This window comes from Paenibacillus sp. VT-400, from assembly GCF_001029205.1.
GTDB classification, from domain to species: Bacteria; Bacillota; Bacilli; order Paenibacillales; family Paenibacillaceae; genus Paenibacillus; species Paenibacillus amylolyticus.
Map to the genome: position 1 here is coordinate 1,786,579 of NZ_LELF01000067.1, position 21,567 is coordinate 1,808,145.

A 21,567-nucleotide genomic window follows, 5' to 3' on the forward strand; every position below is an offset into this window, starting at 1 on the left:
GCGAGGTGGGCGATATCGTTTGGTGGAAAGAGAGTGTGGTATACCAGATTTACCCGAGCAGCTTTAAAGATTCGGACGGGGATGGATATGGCGACTTGCAGGGGATCTATGAGAAGCTCGATTATTTGGAGAATTTGGGCGTAGATGTGATCTGGCTCTGTCCCATTTACGATTCACCAGGACATGATAACGGATATGATATCCGGGATTACTACGGCATTTTACGCAAGTATGGCACGATGGAGGATTTTGATCGATTATTGGCAGAGGCACACAAGCGTGGTCTCAAGATCATGATGGACCTGGTGCTGAATCATACGTCAGATGAACATGCTTGGTTTGCTGAATCGCGTTCGTCAAAGATGAATCCGAAGCGGGATTATTATATTTGGCGTTCAGGCAAAAATGGGCAGGTGCCGAATAATTGGGAGTCCTATTTTGGGGGTTCGGTGTGGAAGCATGATCCTGAGACAAATGAATATTATCTGCATCTGTATTCCGAACAGCAACCGGATCTCAACTGGAACAATGCACAGATGGCAGAAGAGATGTATGAGATGGTACATTGGTGGCTGGAAAAAGGGGTCGACGGATTCCGTTTCGATGCAGTAGCGCATATCGCCAAGGCAGAGGGTCTGCCAAGTGCCCACAATCCGGATAATCTGCCGGTGGTTCCGGCGTATCAGCTCTTTTCTAACCTGGAACAGGTACACTCCATCCTGAAGAAACTGAATAACATGATCCTGAAACCCTACGGACCCATGACAGTTGGTGAGACTTCGGGACTTGGACCTGAGCAGGCCTTGGCTTATGTCGGGACGGATCGTGACGAGCTTAATATGGTATTCCAGTTTGAGCATATGTTCATTGATGCTAAATCCTCCGGAATTGGTAAATGGAACTATAAGGAATGGAAATTGACAGATCTCAAAGAAATCATGAGCCGGTGGCAAACGGTTTTGCATGGTAGAGGCTGGAACGCCAATTATATGGGGAACCATGATCAGCCACGTCCGGTTTCCCGTTTTGGTGATGATGGTAAATATCGGGTGCGTTCTGCTCAGATGCTGGCGACATGGATGCTCACACTCGAAGGGACCCCCTACATCTTTCAAGGAGAAGAGATCGGCATGACCAATGTCGCTTTCCCGAATATCGAACAATACCGGGACATCGAGACCAAAAATTATTTCAATCATTACATTGGTCAAGGTAAATCAAAGCATGAAGTTATGCAGGCGATTTGGCTGAAGAGTCGCGATAATGCCCGCACGCCGATGCAATGGGATGAGACGGAACATGCAGGGTTTACCCAGGGTCAGCCGTGGATTCAGGTGAATGATAATTATCCTGAGATTAATGTGGCTGATGCCGAAAGTGATCCGCAATCCATTTTGCATTATTACCGTAAGTTAATTGCCCTTCGCAAACAACATAAAGTACTTATCTATGGTGCGTATGAACTGCTGCTACCGGATGATCCGGATATCTATGCCTATACCCGAACGCTGGAAGATGAGCAGATGCTGGTCATTCTGAATTTCCGTGGGCATGAACCTGAGATGCACTGGCCGGAAGGTTGGACTTCCGAGCATGCCAAGCTGATCATCAGCAATGTGAGCAGACGTTATTCTACCGATGAAGGTGCCATTCAGCTTCAGCCGTATGAAGCAAGGGTGTATCGTAAGCAACGTTGACACGGAGGCTAGCGTAATTTTGCGTTGGTGAAGAGCTATGATTTATAATAATTAGTGGTTTTCAAAATAATCAAAACATATGTCGGGAGGAATCCAAGTTGTTGAATATTACGTTCCACGGTCACTCCAGTGTACAGCTGAGCACAGAAGAAAAGTCTCTGATCATTGATCCCTTCCTGCGTGGCAACGAGCTTGCCGTCACAAAGCCTGAAGATATTAAGACCGATGTTGTGTTGCTGACACATGCACATATGGATCACATCCTCGATGCTGAGCCTATTGCCAAAGCAAATAACGCCAAAGTTGTGGCTATTGTGGAATTGGCTACATATATGTCTTGGAAGGGTCTAGATACACTCGGCATGAACATGGGCGGAACGGTAGATCTTGATTTTGCTCAAGCCAAAATGATTCAGGCGTTCCATACTTCCGGGATTGTGCTCGAAGAAGAACAACGGATCATGTATGCAGGTTTGCCTGCTGGATATATCATTAATATTGGTGGTAAAACGATTTTGCATGCCGGAGACACAAGTCTCTTCGGGGATATGAAAATGATCGGTGATCGTCATGATATTGATGTAGCCTTCTTGCCGATTGGTGGATATTTCACCATGGGACCTGAGGATGCGCTGCAAGCGGCCGAATGGTTTAATGCCAAACTGACGATTCCGGTTCATTATGATACGTTCCCGGTAATTCGTCAGGATGCGGAACACTTCGTGCAACAACTGGCTGCAAAAGGGTTGGAAGGCCGTGTGCTGGCCCCCGGAGAATCCATTACCCTGTGATGCACATTTAACCCCTGTTCAATAATAAATGGATTTATGGATAAAGACGAATATCACGTCAAGATAACTGACGTGTTATTCGTCTTTTTTCGGTTTCAGGTTCAATTTTCACCAATAGAGTTGGTACAAATGACAAAAACATTGAAATTCCATTGTTGAACTCCCTTTTAGAATGATATAAAAAGTTACACGGAAACCAAAAGGAAATCCGAATTGACCGCAAACAGGGGGAGCGTTCATGTCATTTATGAAATCATTATTTTTTCAAATTATTGTAGCGGTAATCATCGGGATTGGCGTAGGCACTCTGTGGCCGGATCTGGGTAGCCTGCTGCAACCGCTCGGAACAGGTTTCATCAAATTGATCAAGATGATCATCGCACCACTGATTTTCATGGTGATTGTAACAGGCATTGCCAAAATCGGTGATCTGAAGTCGGTAGGTCGCATCGGGCTGAAAGCCATCGTGTGGTTCGAAATTGCAACTACAGTGGCGCTGGTACTTGGATTGGGAACAGCCAATCTGCTTCGCCCCGGTGCCGGAATGAACGTGGACCCTTCAACCATAGATACAAGCGGTATTGAAGCAAAAACTAATGGTTCCGAGTTACCGCATACGGTAGACTTTATCATGAATATTATTCCGACAAGTGTTGTAGATGCCTTTGCACAAAATGCACTTCTGCAAGTACTGCTCGTGGCATGTCTGTTCGGGGTTGCCCTGGCAGCAACAGAGAGTAAGGCAAAAGAGAATGTACTGACGCTGATTGAGAACTTGCTCGGCATTGTGTTCCGTATCATCGGTTATATCATGAAACTCGCGCCAATTGGTGCATTTGGAGCCATGGCCTACACGGTAGGTGCCTATGGGGCATCCACATTGTCGTCCTTTGGTCTGCTGATTCTGGCCTGTTACGGCGCAGCACTGCTGTTTTTGGTCATGTTGGCATTGGCTGCCTGGTGGATTACCGGGTTAAATTTCCTGCAATTTGTGAAATATACCCGTTCTGAAGTGATGCTGGCGATTGGAACCGGATCATCAGAAGTGGTGATGCCACGCATGATGGACAAACTAACCAAGGCGGGTTGTGATCGTGCGGTTGTGGGTCTTGTAGTGCCGACAGGGTACTCGTTTAATCTGGATGGCGCTTCGATCTATTTATCCTTGGCCACGGTTTTTGTTGCTCAGGCCGTAGGGATTGAACTGACATTGATGCAGCAAATTACGATTTTACTGGTGTTGATGTTAAGTTCCAAAGGCATGGCAGGAGTACCTGGCTCCGCATTCTTGGCCCTGTCCGCAACGGCAGTGGCTGTCAATGCTTTTCCGGTAGCAGCGGTTGCTCTGCTGCTTGGTGCAGATCGATTCATGGATACAATGCGTGTATTCACCAACCTGATGGGCAACTGTGTTGCAGCATTTGTGGTGGCAAAATGGGAAGGTCTGCTGGATCAAAAGCGAATGCGTGCCGTACTCTCTGGTGAGATCAGTGCCGCTGAACTGGAAAGAGAAGAGCAAGCTGCACTATCTCTATTGAAGTTGAATATGCAGGAAAAACAAGGGAAAGCCGTTGTTTCACCGGAGATGTCGTAAGAAGCGTTTTTGAAAAATTCAACCAAGTTCAACCCAATTAGACCGTCTGTTGCCCGCACCAATGGTGGGAAGAACAGACGGTTTCTTGTTGTCTCAATACAGATATCATTGGGTTCACGAACGCAGGTTCCAAAATAAATGTTACAGAGGAAAGATTTATGGGGAATGTGTAGAAGAGGCGGAGAATATACATATTATAGTTTCAACTTGTATATACATGTTTACTTATGTAATATAGATATGAAGTTAGCCGAGAACATCACATAAGAGCATTACAATTTATTGGAGGCGTTAACATGAGTTCTAATAACACAACTCCGTCATCTTGGTGGAAGACATCAACGGTGTATCAGGTATATCCGAAGAGTTTTAATGATACAACCGGATCGGGTACTGGAGATATTCGTGGATTAACCGAGAAGCTTGATTATTTGCAGCATCTGGGTATCGATATTGTGTGGTTGCAGCCGGTATATGTATCTCCGCAGCATGATAATGGGTATGACGTAGCGGACTATTATCGGATTAATCCGGATTATGGAACGATGGAGGATTTTGACGAACTGCTGAAAGGTCTGAAGGCTCGTGATATGAAACTGATGATTGATATCGTGGTGAATCACTCCTCGACCGATCATGAGTGGTTCCAGCAATCCCGTTCTTCCAAGGATAATCCGTATCGGGATTATTATATTTGGAAAGATCCTGCTCCGGATGGCGGTGTGCCAAACAACTGGCAATCCAAGTTCGGTGGGCCTGCTTGGCAGTTCGATGAACAGACGGGACAATATTTCCTGACTTTATTTGATAAAACACAGGCAGATCTGAATTGGGAGAATGAAGAAGTACGCAAAGCTGTACGGGATATGATCAAGTTCTGGGCTGAAAAAGGTGTAGATGGTTTCCGTATGGACGTGATTAACCTGATCTCCAAAGACCAGCGGTTCCCTGATGATGATGGCAGCGTGTCACCGGGTGACGGGCGCAAATATTACACGGATGGACCGCGTGTGCATGAGTACATCACCGAGATGTACGATGAAGTATTCGGGCCTTACAACATGGTGACGGTAGGCGAGATGTCCTCGACAACACTGGAACATTGTATCCAATATTCGAACCCGGCTTCCCGGGAGTTTTCGATGACGTTTAACTTCCATCACCTGAAAGTGGATTATCCGAATGGTCAGAAGTGGGAACTGATGCCGTATGATTTCGAAGCGATGAAGCAGCTCTTTAGTGAGTGGCAGACAGGCATGCAGGCCGGTGGAGGTTGGAACGCGCTGTTCCTTAATAACCATGATCAGCCGCGGGCATTATCCCGATTCGCCGATGATGGTGATTATCGTGCCGAGAGTGCGAAGATGCTTGCAACAACGATACACGGCATGCAAGGTACACCTTATGTCTACCAGGGAGAAGAGATCGGCATGCCGAATCCGGTCTGGAATGACGTTAGTGAGTTCCGCGATATCGAATCAACGAACATGTACCGCCTGCTTCAGGAAGAACGAGGCAAATCCGCTGAAGAAGCTTTCAACATTGTAAAAGAGCGTTCCCGGGACAACTCCCGCACACCGATGCAGTGGAATGGAAGTAAGAACGCCGGATTTACTACTGGAACACCTTGGCTGAAGGTGGATGAGCGGTATCCTTCCATTCACGTGGAACAGCAGCTGGCTGATCCAGATTCGATCTACTACCACTACCGCAAATTGATTGCCCTGCGTAAACAGGTAAACGTGCTGATCGACGGTCTGTATGAACGATTGGACGATGCACACCCGGATGTATTCGCGTACGCACGGACCAATGGAAGTGAAACTCTGATTGTTGTATCCAACTTCAGTAAACGAGATGTCACATTCTCGCTTCCGGAAGCGGTCTGGAATGATCACATTGCAGGCAAATCAGCAGAGTTACTCATAGGAAATACGGAGGCAGCCCCTGCGCTGACGCAGGAAATCTCTCTCAGTCCGTATGCATCCTATATGTGGCTTGTGCCACAACAGGACTAATCACATTTTATAAATAGGAAGTGACACTATGGCAATCGATAAAAAACAGGTTGAGGAGATCGTCCGGGCAGTCGGTGGCAAAGAGAATATTGAAGCTGCAACACACTGTGTTACACGACTCCGGTTTGCCTTGTACGATGAGAGTAAAGTGGATACTGAAAGTCTGGATCAGAATGATCTGGTTAAAGGACAGTTCTCTTCCCAAGGACAATTCCAGGTCGTTATTGGGCCTGGCCTGGTGGATAAAGTCTATGATGAGATGATTCAGATTACTGGGGGAGATCGTTCTTCCAAAGATGATGTGAAGGCGGTTGCTGGTAAAAAGCAAAATCCAATCCAGCGAGCGATCAAAACACTCTCGGATATTTTCATTCCGATCTTGCCTGCAATCATTACGGCAGGTCTTTTGCTCGGAATTAACAATATTCTGACAGGTCCAGGCATTTTCTTTGATGGAAAATCACTGGTGGATGTTTATCCAGCCTGGAAGGATCTTGCGTCCATTATTAATACGATTGCAAGTACAGCCTTCACGTTCCTGCCGGCTCTAATTGGTTGGGCAGCTGTAAAAAGGTTCGGCGGCAGTCCGCTGCTCGGGATCGTGCTGGGTCTCATTCTAGTACATCCCGATCTGCTGAGTGCATATGGTTACGCTGATGCTGTGAATAATGGCACGGTGCCAACATGGAATCTGTTCGGTTGGGAGATTGAGAAGATTGGTTATCAAGGGCAGGTTCTGCCAGTACTGGTATCGGCCTATCTGCTTGCGAAGATGGAAATTTTCCTGAATAAAAGGGTACATGATTCAATTAAACTGCTGGTCGTTGCACCAGTTACGTTGCTGATTACCGGATTCCTGGCATTTACGATTATTGGACCGGTTACATTTGCTATTGCAAATGCAATTACTTCTGGTTTGATCTATGTATACGATTCATACGCGGCGCTGGGTGGTCTGATCTACGGTGGTCTGTACGCTTTGCTCGTTATCACCGGTATGCATCACACGTTCCTCGCGGTGGATGTTCAGCTCATTGGTAGTCAGGGCGGTACGTTCCTGTGGCCGATGCTGGCATTGTCCAATATCGCACAGGGTTCGGCGGCACTTGCGATGATGCTTGTCCTGCGTGAGAAGAAAATGAGAGGACTTGCGGCAACATCCTCGGTATCGGCCTTCCTCGGGGTAACTGAGCCGGCGATCTTCGGAGTGAATATCCGTTACCGTTATCCGTTTATCTTTGGTATGGTCGGTTCCGCGATTGGTGGTGTGCTGCTGACGATGAATAATGTTCAGGCAACCTCCATCGGTGTAGGTGGCGTACCGGGATTCCTGTCGATTTTCCCTAACAAATGGGGTGTCTTCTTCATCGGCATGGCGATTGTCCTGATTGTACCATTTGTACTGACCGTCCTTTTTGGCAGAGCCAAACTGAGAAAAGAAGATCGGAGTGCAAGCAATGAAACTGTTAATGAGCCTAAAGCGGCTACATCGCAGTCTGCTTCGGGTGTTAACTCTTCAACTGCAAAAACAGATCCAAACCAGCGCACACGTAGTGCAGCTCAAGTAGGGGACGAAGCCGTGAATACACTGGAAATCATGGCGCCATTAACAGGCCAGGCCGTATCACTGGAGCAAGTACCTGATCCGGCTTTTGCCGAGAAACAGATGGGTGAAGGTGTAGCGATTGAACCTTCCGGCAACCTGGTTGTTGCCCCGTTTGATGCTCAGGTAGCTCATGTGATCAAAAGTAAACATGCGGTGATTCTTGAACACGCGAGTGGATTACAAGTTCTGATTCATGTCGGGATTAATACGGTATCCCTCAAAGGTGAAGGCTTCAACATGCATGTGGAAGCTGGCGAGCATGTAAAAGCTGGACAAAAGCTGTTGGAGTTTGATCGTAAGGTAATTGAAGATGCGGGATACCCGCTGATTACACCGATTATCATTCCAGATGGTCAGGATATGGTTGAACGGGTGGAAGTCACGACAGGTGATGTTACATCTAATCAAAATGGTGTGTTGAAGGTTCATCTGAAAGGTTAATTGAATACAACAACAAGAAGGGGCTGCGTGATGTGCAGCTCCTTTTTGTTGTATGATCGTTATTTTCATGACGATCATGGTAAACTGTATATAAAATGGAAGAATCACATTTTTAAAATAATGGTGGCTGGAAAGGTTCTTCTGACAAAGCAAGCTTCAGGCATGTTCGAGTCGTGGCGTTCATATGGTGGAGAAAGAGTTCCTAGATCGATGAGGAGGAGAGCCATGACACGTATTGCGGTGATGGTCATTCATGGGCTGGGTATGCGGAAGGATGGGTACGCGGACAAGCTGATTGCTTGTTTGCATAAGGAATTGGACAAGGTAATGGTCTTGCCTGGAGCCTCCAAACAGATGCTGGATATCGAACCTGTATATTGGGCGGATGTATTTGAGGAGCGGGAAGAGGCGCTCTTTCAACAGCTCGTCAGCTCTCCGGGATTGAACTTTCAGGCGTTGCGCCGATTTGTCATCCATTACCTGGCTGATGCGGTTGCTTATCAACCGGTGGAAAATCAAGGCCATAACTACGATGCCGTACATCGAACGTTGAATCAGGCGATGCATACCCTTTCACAGCGCAATGGACCGGAAGCTCCGCTCTGTGTGGTTGCCCATAGTTTGGGTGCAGTAATCGCCAGTAACTTCTTCTACGATCTGCAATATCCGTCCAGTCGTATTCCGGAGGTTGTGGATGTGAACTCGGCTCTAGAGCGGGGGGACACGCTGACCAATTTTTACTCGTTTGGTACAACCCTGCCCTTATGGAGTTTGCGTTACCATGACTTTAGTTGCCCAATTCAAGTGCCCTCTTCCCATGTGAATCAGTATTATGCTGGGCTGGAAGGGGAGTGGGTGAACTTCTACGATCGGGATGATATTCTGGGTTATCCATTACGCCCCATTGATCCCGCTTATGAGAAAGCGGTCAAAGAAGATATTGAAGTGAACTCTGGCGGCGTGGCTATGAGTTGGAATCCGCTAAGTCATGGGGGGTATTTTTCAAATCGAAGTATGAATCGGAGAATTGCTCAGGGGCTGGCTCGAACCTGGACCTGGATAAATCGCTCATAATATCAGAGGTAGTTCAAAAAGTCCGCTTTTGATTACGAAGGATGCCTAATGGCATCATCAGCATCGAATATGGAATTCAGCCCATCTTCTTGATATTGAAAACCGGTCTTTTTGAACACGTATTGTCAGACTATAAGTATTAAAATTAGGAGGGAATATGTATGGAATGCAGGACAGGCTGTGCCGCATGTTGTATCGCGATTTCCATATCATCACCGATACCGGGCATGGCTCATGGCAAGCCGGCAGGTGTACGTTGTGTGCAGCTTACGGATGATAATCGCTGCGGAATTTTTGGCCAAAAAGATCGTCCTGCGGTATGCAGTGGATTGCAAGCTGAGGAAGAGATGTGTGGTAACACCGATCAGGAAGCATTTGATATTCTAACCTGGTTGGAGCAAGAAACTGCACCAAAGGTAATATGAGTAGGTTGTTTTAATGAATTGGGATAATTATACTTAATAGGGAAGAAGGTTGATTAGAGAGAGGAGACGCGAATCCATGGGGCTTGTTAAACGTTTTGTATTGGTTGTAGTGAATATGATCGGAGAGTTATGGATGGGGTTTTACCGACGTAACTCGGATTATTATGACCATCAGACTTCGGAGTCCAAAAGTAAGATTGGCTATTATGCATTTATTATTGGGGCAACAGTGGTTACGGTGGGCATTGTAGGCTGGATGTACAACCGAATTTATTCATAAGTAGTCATTATGCTTAAAATTGAATGAAGCCAAATGCTGAAGTTAAGTCTGTACAAATAAAAGAGAGTATCCGCAGGATGTGACATCAAATGGATACTCTCTTTGTCATGGAATCGGGGCGAAATATGATCATTGAAGTGAGGGCTCTGCTTTCTTTTCTTTTAACATATGTACAAGAATCATCTTCAGTACGGAAGAGACGATGAAAAAGATAAACAGGATGCGGAACAATTGATATCCGGATACAACCGAAAGATCGGCATTGACTTCATGTGCCATGATACTCATCTGATCCATCCCGCCAGGGGCCATACTGAGTAGTGAGGTTGCCGCGGAGAGGGAGAACACATTCATTAATAGATAACTCAATCCAAGCGCACCAGCAATGAGAAGTACACTGCTAATCACGGCTAGGGTCACCGTCTGTGCCTTACGTTGCAACTGTTCCGGCTTGAGCATCAGTCCAACGTGGCTGCCAATCATCAATTGCGATACGTTTAAGAGGGAGACTGGCAGACTGGGCGTGTGCATCGTTGTACTTAATTGAACGACACACATGACGATCATGGGACCCAGCATAAAGGCCGTCGGAAATCGGAGTTTGCGTGCAACCCATGCACCAGCTACACAGAGCGGAGCATAGACAAGAATCTCGGGGAAAAGGGAACCCCACGTCGCTACGTCAATGAACGGATGATCCAAACCGCCACCTGCGATACCTCCAATCCACGGACTGAACAGCAGGAACGGAACACAGAAGACAATCATGATCAGCCGGGTCACCTGCAAAAAGGTAACCAGCGTCAGATTGATGGATTTCATCTCTTCTGCAAGGGACACCATCTGGGACAGTCCTCCTGGAATGCTGCCAACCAGCAGGGAGGGGAAGTCAAAGTCGGTTATCTTTGAAGCGATGTAGGCCGTAATTACACACAATCCGATTAACAGCAAGGTCATCAGAAGCATCATGGGAAGTTGTTGCAAAATGCCGTGCAGGGCCTCTTTAGTTAAGGTGAGTCCAATCGAATAACCAACAATCAGAATGCCATAGTCCCGGATGGAGGCAGGCCACATGAGCGGCCATTTGGCGACTTGGGAGCCAAGCAGCATAAATACCATTGGCCCGAGCAACCACGGGATCGGTGTATGAATGACTGTGAACAGCAATCCGCCAAGAACAGAGACACCCAGACTAAGAAAAAACCGAAAGACAACGTGGGAACCAAGCTTGCGCATCAGTTCCATCCGTTTAGCCTACCGGTTGAATGAGGTGGTATGAGATTCAGGTATGCATTCAGGTTTAATGAAGGATTCATGTTCATGTGTGATCACTCCTGATGATGAGATACGTTGCGTTATCTGCGGAACAACCAAGCTGCTTCTGTTCAACTTATCAAGATCCTGCAAGAGCCGTAGCGGAAGGCTTGGGTTCTCTGAACATTACAAAGTACATCAGTGATGAAATAACGTATAGACAGCCTGTGATGCTGAATGTGATTGCATAACCCCAATACGTTCCGTACGTGGTGACCAGATAGGATTGGACAGGTCCCATGGTAGCCCAACCGATCATGAACGAGGTCTGCATCAGTGAATTGGCAATGCCGCGGCGTTTGTCCGAGATCCGATCCACCAGTATCGCTGAATGAATGGGATTGGCTGCGTTCATCAATGCTTGTCTGAATAAGAAACTGAGCGAAGCAATGAACAACAGATTGGTGAAGCCTGTTAATAGAAGGAAGGGCAGCGACATGACCTGGAAAATGACAACGGCTCTTACGCTTCCGACCTTTGCCGCCAGGGTAGGACCAATCAGCATGGATACAATCGTCATAATCTGACCAAGTGCAATCAGTAAGCTCATGCCGCTCAGAGAAACCGAGAACCGATTGGTGAAATACAGATTCAGATACGGTACAACCAGTCCAGAACCTAATCCAATTAACAACTGAGTTACTATAAACTGACCAATCAGTCGGGAATCTTTTTTCTTCGTGATCGAATCGTCCGTGCTTGGGTTATTCGTTAAACTTTCTTTTAGATCAGCATTGGGTTGAAGAACGGGTTGCGCCGGAATTGTTGTCTGCGGAGCAGCCTTGCCTTCGGTTACAAATAACAGTGGAATAAATGCAGCTAGTGTTGCTGCACCACCGACAAATAAAACCGTCTGCAATCCGGTCACTTTGGCGAGTCCTGCCGTATGTAACAAATCTGCGAATACACCGCCACCCAGGCTACCAAGCACCTGGGAAGCGAGCACAAGAGATGAATAATAACTGAACATCTTCAGCCGCTGGCTTTTCTTGACGTTTTCTGCCAGATAAGGAATGGCCAGTACTTGGAATACTCCAGCGAAAAGGCCAGAGAATACCGCGAACCAGATCAGTCCTGTAGCCGAATAATCGAAGGAGCGTCCGATCAGAAAGATTCCGCTGAATAACGCCCCGGTAATGAGTAATCGCTTGCGGCTGAACAGATCACCGCATAGACCGATAGGAACAAACATAATGGCTGTTGCGAGTGATTGAATACTTACTATCTGGCCGTTCATTGTATCATTATAGCCCAGACCCTGAATGTACAGATTGTACAAGACAGAGAACATGCCATTTCCGATCTGATACAGAATGCTAGCCAGGAAAAACAGTTGAATATTGCGGGACCAGCCGCGAATTTCATCATTAATATGTTGTAAAACTCTCAAGTGGTTCCCCCCAGTCTGCCTGTGCAGTGATTCCAGTTTAACAGGAAAGGGGAATTTTCGGAAGAATTGACCACTGTTTATTTTGGTACAGGGGCATCAATCACACGAGCAATGACGAATCCATCGTAACCTTTGCTACCGACCGTTTGCAGTGCTGTAGCTTCAAGTCGAGGGTGATCCGCGATCAACTGCAGGAATGATCGAACGCCCTGAACTCTGGGGTCTGTGCTGTCTGTGCGGATCACTTCACCGTCCCTGACGATATTATCACCAATAATAAGACTCCCCGTCCGAGTCAGTCGCAGGGCCCATCTCAGATAATCGGGATTACTCGGTTTGTCAGCATCGATGAAGATCATATCAAACGGTTCCCTGTATTCTTCCTGAACATCGGGAAGGGTGGTTAGGGCAGGACCAACTCTCAGGTCAACCTTGTGCATCAGTCCTGCTCGTGTGAGATTGGCTCGGGCCAAGTCTGCATGGTGTGATTCCGATTCCAGTGAGACGATGCGTCCGTGTTCAGGCAGCGCTCTTGCCATCCAGATGGTACTGTATCCACCCAATGTGCCGATTTCAAGTACACGGGATGCACCTTGGATTTGCAGCAGGAGCTGAAGTAACTTTCCTTGATTCGGTGTTACGTCATGAGCAGGGAGTCCAGCTTCGGCATTGCTTTGCAGTGTATGTTCCAGCAGGGAATCTGATGGAATCAGCAGATCGTTCATGTAGTCGTCGACTTGAGTCCAGGTATGCTGTAGGTTGGTCGTATTTATATTTTTCATGTTCACATGTTCCTTCCCTTGTTCCTTGTATTGGATTTCATATTTCAACTATAAATGTATTTGACGTGGAAGAGGTGTAACACATGAATCTGCATGGATTACGATTATTTCATGCTATCGTGAGATATGGCGGGGTCACTCGTGCCGCAGAGGAACTAAATATTAGTCAACCTGCGGTATCTTCTCAGGTGAAGAAGTTTGAACGTGAATTGGGAATCCAGCTTTTTGTTTCGGAGGGAAGAAGACTGGTGCTTACGGATGCGGGGATACAGTTGACAGGTTATGCGGAACGTCTGTTCATGCTGGAGCAGGATGTCGAGAATTTTGTGCAGGATTTTCGGGAGGGCAAGAAAGGACTGATCCGTCTTACGGCAACCTACTTGCCTTCAAATTTTCTGTTGCCGGGCTGGATTGCGCGGTTTAAGCAAATGCACGAGGATGTGGAGATTGTTGTTAGCACAACCAACACCCGGATGGCTTTTGACCAATTACTTCGTTATGAGGCAGAGATTGCAGTGTATGGTGGAAGTGGCATCACACATGCAGGTGTCCAATGGGATGAATTGTTTGACGATGAGATGTGGTTTGTTGTGCACCCTGACCATCCGTATGCGGGAAAAGAAATCGAGCTGCATGAGATGATGGCAGAACCGTTCATCATGCGCGAAGAAGGCAGTGCTACACGTGAGCGACTCGTTTCCCTTTGCACAACAAATAACCTGGCCGCTCCCCGCATTGCGCTTCAGTTCAACGGACTGAACGAAACGATTAGTGCGGTGAAGGCAGGTTATGGGGCCAACTTTATATCTTCTTTGGTTGTGAACGAAGATGTGCAGCAAGGCAGGCTGGCACGTGTGTTTGTTCGAGGTGTACAGCTGAGAAATACGGTTGCCGTATGTACACGAGCCGGGGAGGTATTATCACCTGCTGCACAACATCTGGTCAAGCTTATCCGCCAAGAAGCTACTTTGATGAAATAAATAGCGTGATTGTACTTAAAACAACTTAAAGTACGTGTTCAAAAAGACCAGTTTTCAGTATCCTGAAGCGGACTTTTGAACAGCCACTTGAACATGGACAGGTTACTTCTTCTACTATTAACTTTTATTAACTTTCGCTTTGTTGTGAAGTTCCCCATGCATGTAATCGGGCGTATAGGGTTACGCCGCCAATGATCAGGACAGGAATCCAGACTGCAATCATGGGCACACGGTGGAATAACAATGCGGCTGCAATGACGCCGATCAAATAGATGACAACAGCACCTGCACGAAGGTAGGAGTCTGTAGACAAGGCTTTGGTTAACGATCGGATATTGGCATGTCGCAGCTTTTTGAGGATGTTTACGGTATCCTCAACCACAGCGGCCAAATTATTGGTGAGCACGGTTGTTGAGATGCCAGCAATGCCAATGCGGCGTGCCGCTGTTGTTTGCATCCCCATTGCAACGGCAAGGATGACAATTAACAGATAAGACAGTTGTTCTGAAAATGGACTAATCATGGCGATCGCGAACAGCAGGAGCAATATGCTTTCAACAGTAAATACAGCTGTGACCTTAGAAGACCAGCCATTTTTGGTCTGCACAGGTCCAACCATATGTGCTGCAATGGCATTGCCGGCAATAAAACCGATGAGAGCAAGCAATGACCGCAGCACGACAAATTCCTGAGCACGGGCAATGGCAATACCGAGCAGTACAATATTTCCCGTCATATTGGCTGTGAGCACGTGCCCCAGTCCCAGATATCCGATCAGGTCCACCATTCCGGCAGACATGCAGAGAAGCAACATGGCGTATTTCTGGAGGGTGCTTTGATTCATTATATCCGTCCTTTCAAAAAACGTAGCCCCTCCAGTATACAGCCATAACCCATGCATCTTCAAAATGAAATTCATCGCGCAAGACTTAAGGTGCAGCGAGCCAATCAAACATATTGTTCACCGCTGACTCATGTATTTTCTCGTGAAAATGATGATCCTGCCCGCCATAAGCGTGAAATGTGACATCCGCACCTCGCCGCTTAAGCCAGTGATACATTCGGGTTCCGTGACTATAATTCACTTGTGTATCTGATGTACCATGCATGATTAGCACGGGACAAGATAGTTTGTTCGCTTTCGACAAGGGAGAACGGGCGAGATAAGCTTCTGGAACCGTGCGTGGGGAACCACCTAGCACCCGTTTCAATGTGCGCCTCAGGTCGGTTCGCTCATGGTAAGTGCGTTCCACATCGGAGACACCGCTCCAAAGAACTAACTTATGTACTTTGTCCGGTCCCTCATTATAGGCAGTTGCGGTATGTACAGCATTAATGGCTCCACGGGAGAACCCCATTAACGATATGCGAGTTGGGTCAACAAAGGGTAAACGCTGTATCAACCGGTAAGCGGCATGCACATCTTCGGCATCTTTCCCGCCATACTCGTCACGGCCCTCACCTCCTTCGTTTCCACGATAGGATGGGGCGAACACGATATAACCTTTATGTACAAATTGCTCAAGCCAAACGGTATTTACCCCGCCATAGCTGCCAAGTCCGCCGCGGCAATAGATCAGAACCGGCCACTGTTCCGGTAAGTTATCCGTATCATGTATTGTTGCAGCAGGGTAATGGCTGGCGAGCGGTTGCAGATGAAGATGTAGAGGCTTATGTATGGAAGCGAATTCCGGAAAGACAGAGGAAACAGAGCCGGGATGAGAGGTTTCATATGTCGTGATATCAGGTAATGAGCAACCTTGTGGCAGGTATAAATAAGCTTTAACCCGAAGTGTATCGGATGAATACGTCACTTGATAGAGCAGTAAAATCCACCTCTTTTATTAATAATTGCGGGCCAAATGAAAGGGATGCTTCTATAGGATGCGCGTAAAATAAGTTCCCATACCTTCTAGGCTGAATCGCCAGCCCAAATGTGAGAAATTCGTTTATTGGCTCCATATGATTTATAATGGTTCAGGAGACATGTAGATTGACCGCTTGTTCTCATATTCATAAAACTAATTTTAGTGTGCAGAAAGAAAGGGAGAAAGCCATGATGAACGCTCCACATCCAATCGATCAATTCAAGAAATTCAAATATGAAATTACCAGATTTATGATGATCTATAAATTTGCTCTGGATCAAATGGAGACCAAGATTGAAGTCCTGAAGGAAGAATTCCAGTCTTTGCATGATTACAGTCCAATTGAACATACAAAGTCCAGACTGAAATCACCTGAGAGCATTATGAACAAGATGTTCCGCAAAAATCATGAGTTAACGTTTGAGAGCATCAAGCAAAATATCAAGGATATCGCCGGGGTACGGATTACATGTTCCTTTATCTCGGATATCTATCGCATTAAGGATATGCTGTGCAACCAGAGTGATCTGCGTGTACTGGAGGTCAAAGACTACATCGAGAATCCAAAGCCAAACGGCTACCAAAGCCTTCACCTTCTGGTGGAAGTGCCTGTGTACATGTCCAATGGTGAGGAACGAGCATGTGTGGAGATCCAGATCCGTACAATCGCGATGGATTTCTGGGCGAGTCTGGAGCATAAGATTTTTTATAAATACAATAAGGATGTTCCCGAGCATTTGACGAGAGAGTTAAAGAGTGCGGCAGATTCGGCAAATGCGCTGGATCAACAGATGGAGCGACTTCACCGGGAAATTCAGGAGATTAAGGACGCCGATAACGAGCGGGATGAAGAAGAATTGCGCCGTATTATTATTAACAATCAACAGTTCACTCTGCCGTCCAACCTGCTCAAGCTACTGGGTAGCGGGGAGTAGTATTGGATGAAAAGTACAACAGCTTCATTGAACACAAACTCCACATCTCGTGTACGGATGGCTTTAATTCTGGGGACATTGTCGGCCTTCGGGCCGTTGTCCCTGGATATGTATTTACCCGCATTGCCCACGCTGGCTGATGAGTTTGGTTCATCTACATCGTATGCTCAACTCAGTCTGACGGCGTGTATGATTGGACTTGCGGTTGGACAGTTGCTTGCTGGACCTCTAAGTGATGTGCGTGGTCGGCGAACACCGCTCATTGCAGGGCTTGTGCTCTATACTATCGCCTCCATACTTTGCCTGGTCAGCCCGACGATGGGCTCTTTTGTTGTGCTGCGGTTCATTCAAGGTGTAGCTGGAGCAGCAGGGATTGTCATCTCACGCGCAATCGTCAGAGACGTATATTCGGGCCCGGAACTGACACGGTTCTTCTCTCTGTTAATGCTGATTAACGGCGTAGCCCCGATTGCTGCACCAATCATTGGTGGACAATTGTTGACGTATACGTCGTGGCGCGGCGTATTTATTTTGCTCAGCCTCATCGGAATACTGACGCTGTTGGCTGTCATTTTCGGTCTTGGAGAGACATTACCTTCCAATCGCAGATCAAGCGGGGGATTGAAGCAGACATTAATTACGTTTCGCCAAATCGCAGGGGATCGTCAGTTTATGGGTTATGCGTTAACCCAAGGATTTGTAGCTGCTGGCATGTTTGCGTACATATCAGGTTCACCGTTTGTGCTTCAGAAAATATACGGGGTATCCCCGCAAATGTTCAGTGTATGCTTCGCCATTAACGGGTTAGGCATTATTCTGGCCAGTCAGATTGCCGGTAGACTTGCAGGAAAGGTATCAGAGAATCGCCTGTTAATCGCGGGGCTGCTAACCGCGGCGCTCGGAGGAACATCTCTGCTCATCGCCATTCTGGCTGGAGGTAATCTAATCTCTGTACTGATTCCGTTATTTCTGGTGGTATCCAGTGTTGGGTTGGTCAATACTGCGTCCTTCGCCTTGGCGATGGCCAATCAGGAGAAGTCGGCAGGCAGTGCTTCTGCGCTTATTGGTGTGATGACGTTCCTGTTCGGAGGTATTGTCGCTCCCCTCGTAGGTCTCGGGGGAGAAGGCACAGCTGTGCCAATGGGAATCGTTATTGCGTGTGCGGATCTCGGTGCCTTGGTGATTTACTTCCTAATGGTCAGTAAAGGCAGGAAGCGCCAGAACGATCAAGTGTTGAGTTAAATGTACTGATTCTGTACACCTTGCGTTTATGGAGTCTTAGTAATGTAAAGGTGCATCTGGATAAAAGGACGAAAAAGAGCCTCACTTGGAAGGAATTATGCTTCCAAGTGGGGCTCTTGCTGTAGGTAAAGACAGGTTTAGCAGAGCGCAAACAAAATCTGTGTATTGGACAGTATACCTGGCGTGAGGAATGGATAGAAGTACCCCACCACAAAACCAAACAGATTAATTGCAGGCCACATCAGGTAGACATCATTGTATGTGAAGACAAGGGACCACCGGTTATAGCAAAAGTTGGGCAGCGCACGTTCTTCGTTATCTCGTGGTGCCGCTGCACCAGTCTGTGCAAATTGCACAGCTTGAGTGAGACTTTGCGGCTGTTGCTGGAGGAAGAGCGGGAGCAGACCCGGGCTGCTTTTGATCAGGTTATACAGAAAAAGCATTTCTGCCGGAGGCTGACCTACCGGACGAGGATAGGCACTAAGCAGGGTGGGCAGATTGCCTTGAGTCAGTTGCGCAGGTACGCCCGGTGCTGTACCCGGGATTGTACCTGGAATGCCTCCGGGGATATATGGACCGGGTCCTCCGCCTGGAATGTATGGAGGATAGGAGCCTTGACCGCCAGGTATACCAGGAAACGTCGGACCACCCGGTGTGCCGCCACCGCCTGGGAACAGTGGAGGCAATTGAAAGGAACGGTCTTCTCCATAACTTAGATAAGTGTTATATTCGTAATACATGTACAGAACATCCTTCCTGTCGTCGTATTCTGCATTCAGCATATGGCGGCATCCGCCTATAGGTGAATGCCGTCAAGAAGATTTTATATGATCTATATAGTTGAACTAATCATTTACACCAAACGGAGAAGATAGAAAAAACCTGAAAAAGCGAAGCGCTCGCATTTATCACCGGATTTTCCCTTAGAGAAAGGGGAATCTATAAAATCTGGGGATAACAGCGATTGGAAGGTTGTTCTATCATCGTAGTGTCAGTGTAAACAATCTGTAGTTCAACTTATAGCGCAGAGCATAATCGAATTGACAAGTGAACTGATAACAATTATCATTGTCAATGGAATCGGACAAATGTACATACGGATATTATATGTATCAATAATAGTGTCAATATTTTTGAACATTGAAATCTGTCACAATAACGCCGAATAAGGTTTTTATAATGAATTGAAAGGGGATATATCAAGTGTTTAAGAGAAATAAAAAGATGATCATGCTTCTAATGACGGTGATGGTTATGTCCATCTGGTTGGTCGCGTGTGGAGCGAAGCCTGCAGAGAACGGAGCAGCAGGAGAGAACGATACAACAACGGAGACAGAGACACAAACAGAAGCCCCGACAGAGCGCACATTAACAGATGCAATGGGACACGAAGTAACCATCCCGGCTAACCCTGAACGTGTCATCGCGTCTTATCTGGAAGACCATCTCGTTACACTCGGTGTTAAGCCAGCGGCACAGTGGTCCATCAACAACGGCAATGGTTTGCAGGATTATCTGCAAAATGATCTGAATGGCATACCTGGTATTGCAAGTGATCTACCTTTTGAAGCCATGGCCAGTTTCTCACCAGACCTGATTATTATGGGTTCTGAAAGTACAGTGGAAGGGGAGAAATACGAACAGTACAACAAAATTGCCCCTACTTATGTACTCGGAGATGAGGTCAACAAGGACTCGCGTCAGGCTCTGCTCAAGATCGGCGAGCTTTTGAACAAATCGGATGTAGCGCAGAAGGCGCTTGACGATTATGATGCTAAGGCAAAGGAAATCAAAGAAAAAGTAACTGCTGTTACTGGAGGAACAAAGTCGGCCGCAGCGTTGTGGTTGTTCAATAACAAGTTTTATGTTGTAAGCAACAATGTTTCCAGTGGTGAAGTGATGTACAACGAACTTGGACTTGCAGAGCCTAATGTTGTGAAGGAAGCATCTGCGAAGGCAACGGGTAACTGGTCTGAGATTTCATTGGAGAAGATCGCGGAAATGGACACAGACTATCTATTCCTGGTGAACAGTGACAAGGGAGCAGGCTCAGAAGCGCTGAAAGATGCCGTATGGCAGAGCATTCCTGCTGTAAAGACAGGTAATGTCTTTGAATTCACCCGGTCCAGTAGCTGGTTGTACAGCGGAGTTCAAGCGAACCTTCAAATTATGGAAGACATTCAGAACAGCATTGTTAAATAAGAAATAGTCGGTATGAAAAAACATGTTCCTACTTCCTGGTGCAATCGCACCAGGGAGTTTTTTTGTTAATTCAGCATTTTACGTTATATAATAAATATGAGTGTGTTATCGTGTCCTGAAGTGAAATTGACACTTGTTACACGAGCATGGAAGGGGATATTTACATATGTATACATTGGATCCACGTGAAATAACGGGAAGAGACAACTATAAACTGATGAGTGGTTCGGTGGTACCACGTCCAATTGCTTTTGTGACGACTCGTTCAGATGAGAATGGTGTAATTAATGCGGCGCCGTTTAGTTTCTTTAATGTGGTTAGTTCGGACCCGCCGCTGTTATCCATATCCATTGCACGTAAAGACGGTATCATGAAAGATACTGCACGTAATGTGCTTGCTCATCAAGAACTGGTTGTGCATATCTGTGATGAAGCAATCATAACAGAAGTCAATGAGACAGCAGCCATACTGGAACCCCACGAAAGTGAGCTTGAGCGGACAAAACTTACTACAGTGCCAAGTACCAAGGTTGCTGTGCCAGGAATTCAGGAAGCACTTATTCGGATGGAGTGTGAACTGTATCAGCACATTCCCATCACGAATGATGAGGGCAAACCGGTGAGTGACCTGCTGCTGGTACGCATTGTGCAGTATCATTTCAGCGAACAAGTCTACAATCCGGACAAGGGTTATATCCTGATGGATCATTTGAAACCAGTCAGCCGACTGGCAGGTAATGATTATGCCAAGCTTGGAGAGAGATTCACGGTGATTCGACCTGAATAGTTCTGACAGATCGAATATGTAATATAGGAACGGGTTTAATCCGGTAGCAAAGGCGGACAGCACGTGCGAAAATCGCATATGTTGTCCGCCTTTGCTTGTTAATATGAACATAAACAGGACAGGTAGTGAATAGACTTGTAC

The 21,567-nt window shown here is 46.8% G+C and carries 19 protein-coding genes; 13 read left to right on the forward strand and 6 right to left on the reverse strand.

From position 1 onward, the window contains the following. The first annotated feature begins 5 nt into the window (after positions 1-5). The 8 genes from EL84_RS18840 to EL84_RS18875 all read left to right on the forward strand — a co-directional run bounded on the left by EL84_RS18840 (position 6) and on the right by EL84_RS18875 (position 9,926). Positions 6-1,697: a glycoside hydrolase family 13 protein gene (locus tag EL84_RS18840; RefSeq protein WP_152683105.1), complete on the forward strand. Its 1,692-nt coding sequence runs from the start codon at positions 6-8 to the stop codon at positions 1,695-1,697. A gap of 98 nt (positions 1,698-1,795) precedes the next feature. Beyond that, positions 1,796-2,488, forward strand: coding sequence for a metal-dependent hydrolase (locus tag EL84_RS18845; protein WP_047842661.1), 693 nt, complete (start codon positions 1,796-1,798; stop codon positions 2,486-2,488). Positions 2,489-2,726: 238 nt separating this feature from the next. Next, on the forward strand, positions 2,727-4,082 hold the full coding sequence (gene dctA, locus EL84_RS18850) for a C4-dicarboxylate transporter DctA (protein ID WP_047842662.1): 1,356 nt from the start codon (positions 2,727-2,729) through the stop codon (positions 4,080-4,082). Positions 4,083-4,378: 296 nt separating this feature from the next. Further along, the gene (treC, locus tag EL84_RS18855) at positions 4,379-6,100 is read left to right on the forward strand and encodes an alpha,alpha-phosphotrehalase (protein WP_036608755.1); all 1,722 of its coding nucleotides are present in this window, start codon (positions 4,379-4,381) and stop codon (positions 6,098-6,100) included. Positions 6,101-6,128: 28 nt separating this feature from the next. Continuing rightward, on the forward strand, positions 6,129-8,147 hold the full coding sequence (gene treP / locus EL84_RS18860) for a PTS system trehalose-specific EIIBC component (protein ID WP_047842663.1): 2,019 nt from the start codon (positions 6,129-6,131) through the stop codon (positions 8,145-8,147). A gap of 225 nt (positions 8,148-8,372) precedes the next feature. Beyond that, complete coding sequence (locus EL84_RS18865) at positions 8,373-9,221, forward strand: hypothetical protein (protein WP_047842664.1); 849 nt, start codon at positions 8,373-8,375, stop codon at positions 9,219-9,221. A 161-nt stretch (positions 9,222-9,382) separates the two neighbouring features. Continuing rightward, entirely contained in the window at positions 9,383-9,646 is a 264-nt protein-coding gene (locus tag EL84_RS18870; RefSeq protein WP_047842665.1) for a zinc/iron-chelating domain-containing protein, read from the forward strand. Between the two features lie 76 nt (positions 9,647-9,722). Next, a complete protein-coding gene (locus EL84_RS18875) occupies positions 9,723-9,926 on the forward strand; it encodes a hypothetical protein (RefSeq protein WP_017688872.1) in 204 nt (67 codons plus the stop codon). A gap of 129 nt (positions 9,927-10,055) precedes the next feature. Here the strand turns inward: EL84_RS18875 and EL84_RS18880 are convergent, their stop codons facing one another. From EL84_RS18880 to EL84_RS18890, 3 genes are all read right to left on the reverse strand, one after another. Next, the gene (locus EL84_RS18880) at positions 10,056-11,171 is read right to left on the reverse strand and encodes an AbrB family transcriptional regulator (RefSeq protein ID WP_235431551.1); all 1,116 of its coding nucleotides are present in this window, start codon (positions 11,169-11,171) and stop codon (positions 10,056-10,058) included. A gap of 148 nt (positions 11,172-11,319) precedes the next feature. Then, positions 11,320-12,630: an MFS transporter gene (locus tag EL84_RS18885; RefSeq protein ID WP_047842666.1), complete on the reverse strand. Its 1,311-nt coding sequence runs from the start codon at positions 12,628-12,630 to the stop codon at positions 11,320-11,322. A 77-nt stretch (positions 12,631-12,707) separates the two neighbouring features. Beyond that, on the reverse strand, positions 12,708-13,412 hold the full coding sequence (locus tag EL84_RS18890; protein WP_047842667.1) for an O-methyltransferase: 705 nt from the start codon (positions 13,410-13,412) through the stop codon (positions 12,708-12,710). Between the two features lie 83 nt (positions 13,413-13,495). Between EL84_RS18890 and EL84_RS18895 the strand changes: the two genes are divergently transcribed. Beyond that, entirely contained in the window at positions 13,496-14,392 is an 897-nt protein-coding gene (locus EL84_RS18895; RefSeq protein WP_047842668.1) for a LysR family transcriptional regulator, read from the forward strand. A 127-nt stretch (positions 14,393-14,519) separates the two neighbouring features. On the opposite strand, the gene EL84_RS18900 is transcribed toward EL84_RS18895, so the two are convergent. Beyond that, complete coding sequence (locus tag EL84_RS18900) at positions 14,520-15,236, reverse strand: YoaK family protein (protein WP_047842669.1); 717 nt, start codon at positions 15,234-15,236, stop codon at positions 14,520-14,522. Positions 15,237-15,321: 85 nt separating this feature from the next. Then, positions 15,322-16,206, reverse strand: coding sequence for an alpha/beta hydrolase family protein (locus EL84_RS18905; RefSeq protein WP_053061530.1), 885 nt, complete (start codon positions 16,204-16,206; stop codon positions 15,322-15,324). 245 nt (positions 16,207-16,451) lie between these two features. Here EL84_RS18905 and EL84_RS18910 point away from each other — a divergent pair, with 245 nt between their 5' ends. Both EL84_RS18910 and EL84_RS18915 read left to right on the forward strand, forming a co-directional pair. Next, positions 16,452-17,195, forward strand: coding sequence for a GTP pyrophosphokinase family protein (locus tag EL84_RS18910; protein ID WP_036608962.1), 744 nt, complete (start codon positions 16,452-16,454; stop codon positions 17,193-17,195). Positions 17,196-17,201: 6 nt separating this feature from the next. Then, positions 17,202-18,437 (forward strand): multidrug effflux MFS transporter, encoded by a 1,236-nt coding sequence (locus EL84_RS18915; RefSeq protein ID WP_047842671.1) that lies wholly within the window; start codon positions 17,202-17,204, stop codon positions 18,435-18,437. Positions 18,438-18,574: 137 nt separating this feature from the next. On the opposite strand, the gene EL84_RS30895 is transcribed toward EL84_RS18915, so the two are convergent. Further along, positions 18,575-19,219, reverse strand: coding sequence for a hypothetical protein (locus tag EL84_RS30895; RefSeq protein WP_053061531.1), 645 nt, complete (start codon positions 19,217-19,219; stop codon positions 18,575-18,577). 421 nt (positions 19,220-19,640) lie between these two features. Here EL84_RS30895 and EL84_RS18925 point away from each other — a divergent pair, with 421 nt between their 5' ends. Next, entirely contained in the window at positions 19,641-20,639 is a 999-nt protein-coding gene (locus EL84_RS18925) for an ABC transporter substrate-binding protein (RefSeq protein ID WP_082219065.1), read from the forward strand. 166 nt (positions 20,640-20,805) lie between these two features. Then, positions 20,806-21,426: a flavin reductase family protein gene (locus EL84_RS18930; RefSeq protein ID WP_047842673.1), complete on the forward strand. Its 621-nt coding sequence runs from the start codon at positions 20,806-20,808 to the stop codon at positions 21,424-21,426. Positions 21,427-21,567: the final 141 nt, after the last annotated feature.

What these genes read in the sequence shown, in the direction of transcription:
- EL84_RS18880 (WP_235431551.1), bottom strand. Translation starts at nt 11,171, where the DNA reads ATGGAACTGATGCGCAAGCTTGGTTCCCACGTTGTCTTTCGGTTTTTT.
- treP (WP_047842663.1), top strand. Translation starts at nt 6,129, where the DNA reads ATGGCAATCGATAAAAAACAGGTTGAGGAGATCGTCCGGGCAGTCGGT.
- EL84_RS30895 (WP_053061531.1), bottom strand. Translation starts at nt 19,219, where the DNA reads ATGCTGAATGCAGAATACGACGACAGGAAGGATGTTCTGTACATGTAT.
- EL84_RS18870 (WP_047842665.1), top strand. Translation starts at nt 9,383, where the DNA reads ATGGAATGCAGGACAGGCTGTGCCGCATGTTGTATCGCGATTTCCATA.
- treC (WP_036608755.1), top strand. Translation starts at nt 4,379, where the DNA reads ATGAGTTCTAATAACACAACTCCGTCATCTTGGTGGAAGACATCAACG.
- EL84_RS18900 (WP_047842669.1), bottom strand. Translation starts at nt 15,236, where the DNA reads ATGAATCAAAGCACCCTCCAGAAATACGCCATGTTGCTTCTCTGCATG.
- EL84_RS18890 (WP_047842667.1), bottom strand. Translation starts at nt 13,412, where the DNA reads ATGAAAAATATAAATACGACCAACCTACAGCATACCTGGACTCAAGTC.
- EL84_RS18875 (WP_017688872.1), top strand. Translation starts at nt 9,723, where the DNA reads ATGGGGCTTGTTAAACGTTTTGTATTGGTTGTAGTGAATATGATCGGA.
- EL84_RS18930 (WP_047842673.1), top strand. Translation starts at nt 20,806, where the DNA reads ATGTATACATTGGATCCACGTGAAATAACGGGAAGAGACAACTATAAA.
- EL84_RS18865 (WP_047842664.1), top strand. Translation starts at nt 8,373, where the DNA reads ATGACACGTATTGCGGTGATGGTCATTCATGGGCTGGGTATGCGGAAG.
- EL84_RS18915 (WP_047842671.1), top strand. Translation starts at nt 17,202, where the DNA reads ATGAAAAGTACAACAGCTTCATTGAACACAAACTCCACATCTCGTGTA.
- dctA (WP_047842662.1), top strand. Translation starts at nt 2,727, where the DNA reads ATGTCATTTATGAAATCATTATTTTTTCAAATTATTGTAGCGGTAATC.
- EL84_RS18895 (WP_047842668.1), top strand. Translation starts at nt 13,496, where the DNA reads ATGAATCTGCATGGATTACGATTATTTCATGCTATCGTGAGATATGGC.
- EL84_RS18910 (WP_036608962.1), top strand. Translation starts at nt 16,452, where the DNA reads ATGAACGCTCCACATCCAATCGATCAATTCAAGAAATTCAAATATGAA.